Source organism: Arthrobacter sp. ZGTC131 (assembly GCF_002929275.1).
Lineage (GTDB): Bacteria > Actinomycetota > Actinomycetes > Actinomycetales > Micrococcaceae > Arthrobacter.
This window is the reverse complement of the sequence record NZ_PJIK01000037.1, coordinates 1-4366: the sequence shown is the minus strand read 5'-3', so window position 1 is coordinate 4366 and position 4366 is coordinate 1. Positions and strand designations below refer to the sequence as shown.

At 64.8% G+C, this 4366-nt stretch carries 4 protein-coding genes; 1 reads left to right on the top strand and 3 read right to left on the bottom strand.

Features of this window, described 5'->3' with window-relative positions:
• Nucleotides 1-253: 253 nt before the first annotated feature.
• Nucleotides 254-877, bottom strand: a complete 624-nt coding sequence (gene hxlA, locus CXQ90_RS21535; protein ID WP_104141369.1) for a 3-hexulose-6-phosphate synthase — start codon at nucleotides 875-877, stop codon at nucleotides 254-256.
• Between the two features lie 35 nt (nucleotides 878-912).
• The gene (hxlB, locus tag CXQ90_RS21530) at nucleotides 913-1449 is read right to left on the bottom strand and encodes a 6-phospho-3-hexuloisomerase (protein ID WP_258064699.1); all 537 of its coding nucleotides are present in this window, start codon (nucleotides 1447-1449) and stop codon (nucleotides 913-915) included.
• A 239-nt stretch (nucleotides 1450-1688) separates the two neighbouring features.
• Between hxlB and CXQ90_RS21525 the strand changes: the two genes are divergently transcribed.
• On the top strand, nucleotides 1689-2996 hold the full coding sequence (locus CXQ90_RS21525; RefSeq protein ID WP_258064697.1) for a response regulator transcription factor family protein: 1308 nt from the start codon (nucleotides 1689-1691) through the stop codon (nucleotides 2994-2996).
• A 45-nt stretch (nucleotides 2997-3041) separates the two neighbouring features.
• On the opposite strand, the gene moaA is transcribed toward CXQ90_RS21525, so the two are convergent.
• Nucleotides 3042-4160 (bottom strand): GTP 3',8-cyclase MoaA, encoded by a 1119-nt coding sequence (moaA, locus tag CXQ90_RS21520; protein WP_104141367.1) that lies wholly within the window; start codon nucleotides 4158-4160, stop codon nucleotides 3042-3044.
• Between the last annotated feature and the right edge of the window lie 206 nt (nucleotides 4161-4366).

Here is a 4366-nt window from a genome sequence, read left to right as displayed (position 1 = left end):
ACAGCGGGCATGAGCTTCTTGCGGGCGAGGTCGCCCGTGACTCCGAAGAGCACGAGCGACGACGGTCCGGCGATCCGATTCAGACGACGGTCCCGCGGATCCCGCAGCGCATTTCTTGTTCGGGGTGATCGGACGAGGGTGTCTGGCATCGGCTGCTTTCATGGGCGGAGAACAATATCGGGCTGAGGGGTGCACTACCAGATGCGGCGGCCGGCACACCTGCCGGTGCCGGCCGCCGCATCTTGGGCGGGAATCAGGCGATGGCGGCCTTGAGTTCCTTGGCTGCCAGTGCGGGGTCGGCTGCACCATAGATGGCGCCGCCGGCTACGGCAACCTCAGCCCCGGCCCGCTGTACGGCTTCGATGGTGGAGAGGTTGACGCCGCCGGCAACCGAGAAGGGGACGCGTGCTTCGGCGCCGGCACTGAGCAGTCCGTTCAGGTCGAAGCCGGGCTTCGCCTGCTCGTCCAGCCCTGCGTGGAACTCTACGAACTTGGCGCCGAGCGCCCGTGCTTCCGTGGCGCGGGTGACCTTGTCAGGCACACCAATGAGGTCAACGACGATGCCCTTGTTGTGTGCTCGGGCCGCCTTGACGGCACCGGCGATGGTCGAATCGTCGGCGCTTCCCAGCACGGAGACAAGGTCGGCGCCGGCCTTGAAGGCGATGTCGGCTTCGAGCTCTCCGGCGTCCATGGTCTTCATGTCGGCGAAGACGATCTTGTCAGGGTGGGCCTGCTTGACGGCGGTGACAGCGGTGAGTCCGGCAGCCTTGATCAGCGGGGTACCGAGTTCGATGATGTCGACGTACTCGGCGACCTTGCCGGCCAGCTCGAGTGCGTCTTCGGTGGTCAGGAGGTCCATTGCTACCTGAAGCTTCATGATCTTTCTCTTTCTGTTGTTATGGGTATTGGTACTTATTCCAGGTTTGCGTGCCGAAGCCAGAGCTCTTCAGCCGGTGCATCGGTGTGGTTCCACAGGGTCTGGAAGATGGATTCGGTCAGGACGAAGAGGACCTGCTCGAAGAGGCTCCCGGAGTACTGGCGGGTGACGCCGGAGCCGTGGTCCGTTTTTTGTGCCGCAGGCACGATGACCATCGTGTCCGCGAGCTCGGCCAGGCGGGAGACGGGGTTGGTGGTCACGGCAGCGACCTGTGCGCCGGCGGCCGCCGCTGTTTCGGCAGCCTTGACGACACCGGCTGTGGTGCCGGAACCGGAAGCCACGAGGAGCAGATCTCCGGCGCGGATGGCAGGAGTCGTGGTGTCCCCGGCTACGTGGACGTTCAGGCCGAGGTGCATCAGCCGCATTGCCGCCATGCGGAGAACGAGGCCGCTTCGGCCGGCGCCAGAGACGAAAACACGTTCCGCGGAGCGGATGGACGCTGCCAAGGCTTCAAGCTGGTCTCCTTCGACCTGGCCTGCGGTGCTTGTGACTTCACCGGCAACGAGGGACATGTTTGCGAGGATTGCTCCTGCGTTGATCCGGGTTGGGGAATCAAGTGCGGTTGGACCCAAGGTATTTCCTTCGCGTTGGTAGAGTCGTCCACCCATCAGCTGGGATGTCTTCCGTGATCAATACTGCCGCCGCAAAGGTATGGGTGTAACACCCCCTACCGGTGGTTTTGGCTATACTTTCGGGTAGCCCCAGCCTTGATTGGCTTCGAAAGGATGCCTCCATTACCTCGCCTGCACCCGTGCACACGCCCGTTCAACCATCCGGCAACCCCGGCGGCCCAGGCCTGCCGTGGCCGCTGCTGAACTCCATCGCGGCGGTGACGGATGCGCCGCTGACCTCCATTGCCGACGTGCTGCGTGATGCCCTGGCCCCCTATCTCGGCAGCAGCGCACTGGTCATCTTCACTGAGGACTGCACTGGCAGGCCGCAGAAGAAGGCTGGCCGGGACGCCATCATTTCGCGGGTCTCGATCGATGAACTGGACAGTCTCCGGGCTGCCCTTGAGGGCGAGGATCCTTGGCAGGGGGAGGCAGTGATTGCCGCGCAGGAGCGCTCGGTCCTCGCCATGAAGTACCTCCCCAGCAGGGCCCTGCTGGTGGTCACGGACCCCGTGGATGCCGTCGCCGCACTTGGCGCTGATAATGCCGGCGGAAATATTGTGAAATACCTGTGGCACCTCGCCGCACGCAGGATCCAGGAGAAAGTTGCGGATGCGCCGCCCTCATATCTGTTGGAGTCCAGGGCGGCGTCGGCCGAGAGGCTCCGGGTGACCTCCGAGTTGGTGGACCAGCACGCGACCACACTCGAAACAGTCGCGGCTGCCCTACGGTCCACGGCGCTGGACGATGCTTCGTCGCGGGCAACAGCCACGGATCTGGTGGCCAAGGCCCTGGTGCGCCTGCGTACCCAAAGTGACAGGACCACGGACCTGGTGGAAGAACCGGTGGCAAAGGCGTTTGAGCGCCTCCGCGAGGACCTCCTCCCGCTGACGCGCTTCAGTGGCGTGGATGTGCAGTTCATCGAACCTCCGTTGAATGGACGCGCGCTGCCCGGGGAAGTCGCCCACGCCGCCCGGGCCATCGTGCGGGGCCTGCTGCTGGTCATGATGGACCAGCCGGAGGTCCGCAGGGTCCGTGCCCAGTGGGATTGTGACGGCGAGAATCTGCTGATCAACGTCCGCGACGACGGCGGCGGCTCCCTTTCGGTCGAGGCGCCCAGTATGGGCAGGCTGGACCGGAGGGTCCAGGCTTTAGACGGAAAGATGCAGGTGGAGATCATGCCGGGCTGGGGGGCCGATGTCTCTGTGGCCCTGCCGCTGGATGCCCCGCAGGCGACGCCGGCCGACGTCAGCGCCTGGAAGCTTGGCGGCCGTGAACTGGAAGTGCTGCAGCATCTGGCAGCGGGCCAGCGAAACAGGTCCATCGCGGGCGCCCTGAACATCAGCGAGAACACCGTCAAGTTCCATGTGGGGAACATCTTCCGGAAAATGGGCGTCAGCTCGCGTACGGAGGCCATCGCGCTGGCCGCCAGTTCCGGGCTTCGCTGACGCCCCTGCCGGCTGCGAACGGTGGCAGGACGCCGTCGACGCCGGCTAGCCTCCGATGGCGCTCATGCTGCGCTCCGGCTGCACAAACCCAGCTGTTCCGAGCCCTGCGTGGTCCATCCCGTGGGCCTTGGGTTTGGCCCACATGGCATCCTGCCAGCGGTCTACGAGTTCGTCGTCGTGCGCGCCTGACCGGAGCAGCCCCAAGAGGTCAAACTCCTCGCGGGAGAACAGGCAGCTCATGATTTTTCCCTCAGCCGTAACGCGGGTGCGCCGGCAGTCCCCACAAAAGGGTTCAGTGACGGATGCGATGATGCCCACTGTACCGAGGACAGCGCCGGTGGCTTCTGCGGTGGATGCGTTCCGGCGTCGTACTTCAAACCGTTCCGCCGGGGCGCCGTCCCGCAGCTGCCGGTCCCGCTCCAGGACAAAGTCCGTTGATAGCAGGGTGCGGATTTCGAGGGCGCTGATCATCTCCCGCTTGGTCCAGCCATGCTGGGCGTCCAACGGCATTTGTTCAATGAAGCGGAGCTCGACGTTCCGGTCGAGCGCCCATGCCAGCAGTGCCGGGGCTTCCTGGTCATTGATGCCGCGCATGAGCACTGCGTTAATCTTGACCGGCCCCAGGCCGGCGGCGCGGGCTTCCTCGACACCGGCGAGCACTTTGGTGAGGAAGGGGCGCCGCGTCAGCTGCGTAAAAGTCTCGTCGTGCAGCGAATCGAGGGACACATTGATCCGGGTAAGGCCGGCGTCCTTGAGCGCCTGCGCCTGCTGCGCAAGCCCTACCCCGTTCGTCGTCATGGAGATGGGAAGCCGGGGGTGGTGTTTCCGCAGCCCGGCGATAATTTCCACTAGGTCCGGCCTGACCAGAGGCTCTCCGCCTGTGAGGCGAAGTTCCCGGACGCCAAGGCGCTCGACGCCGATGCCCACTATTCTCTGGATCTCGCCGGCCGTCATCACGGCTTGCTTCGGCAGCCACTGCAGCCCGTCAGCCGGCATGCAATAGGTGCAGCGAAGGTTGCATTTGTCCGTGACCGAGAGCCGCATGTCGGTTGCTTGGCGGCCAAAACGGTCCACGAGCGCCTGGGGGAGTCCTGATGGACGGGGTGCCGGCGCCTGCTTGTTGCCCGTGGCGCGGAGTATCGGGATTCCCAGCTGCACGGTCATGGTTCGGGGGAATGGGACATGGGGGAGTTACTCCTTCACCGGAAATGGAAAGCCCTGGTGGCACGTGTCCAGGAAGGTCACATGCCACCAGGGCGGGGAACGTCTTGTTACTTGCTGTCGGGTTTACCCACGGTGGGGATGCTGCCCGTGTGGGTGCCGCCGTGGTGGGAGTCGGGGTCCGGGCATGAATCGGCGCAGTCATGTTT

Excerpts from the sequence above, each read along its gene's own strand:
- hxlA (WP_104141369.1), bottom strand. The coding sequence starts at position 877 with ATGAAGCTTCAGGTAGCAATGGACCTCCTGACCACCGAAGACGCACTC.
- hxlB (WP_258064699.1), bottom strand. The coding sequence starts at position 1,449 with ATGTCCCTCGTTGCCGGTGAAGTCACAAGCACCGCAGGCCAGGTCGAA.
- moaA (WP_104141367.1), bottom strand. The coding sequence starts at position 4,160 with ATGACCGTGCAGCTGGGAATCCCGATACTCCGCGCCACGGGCAACAAG.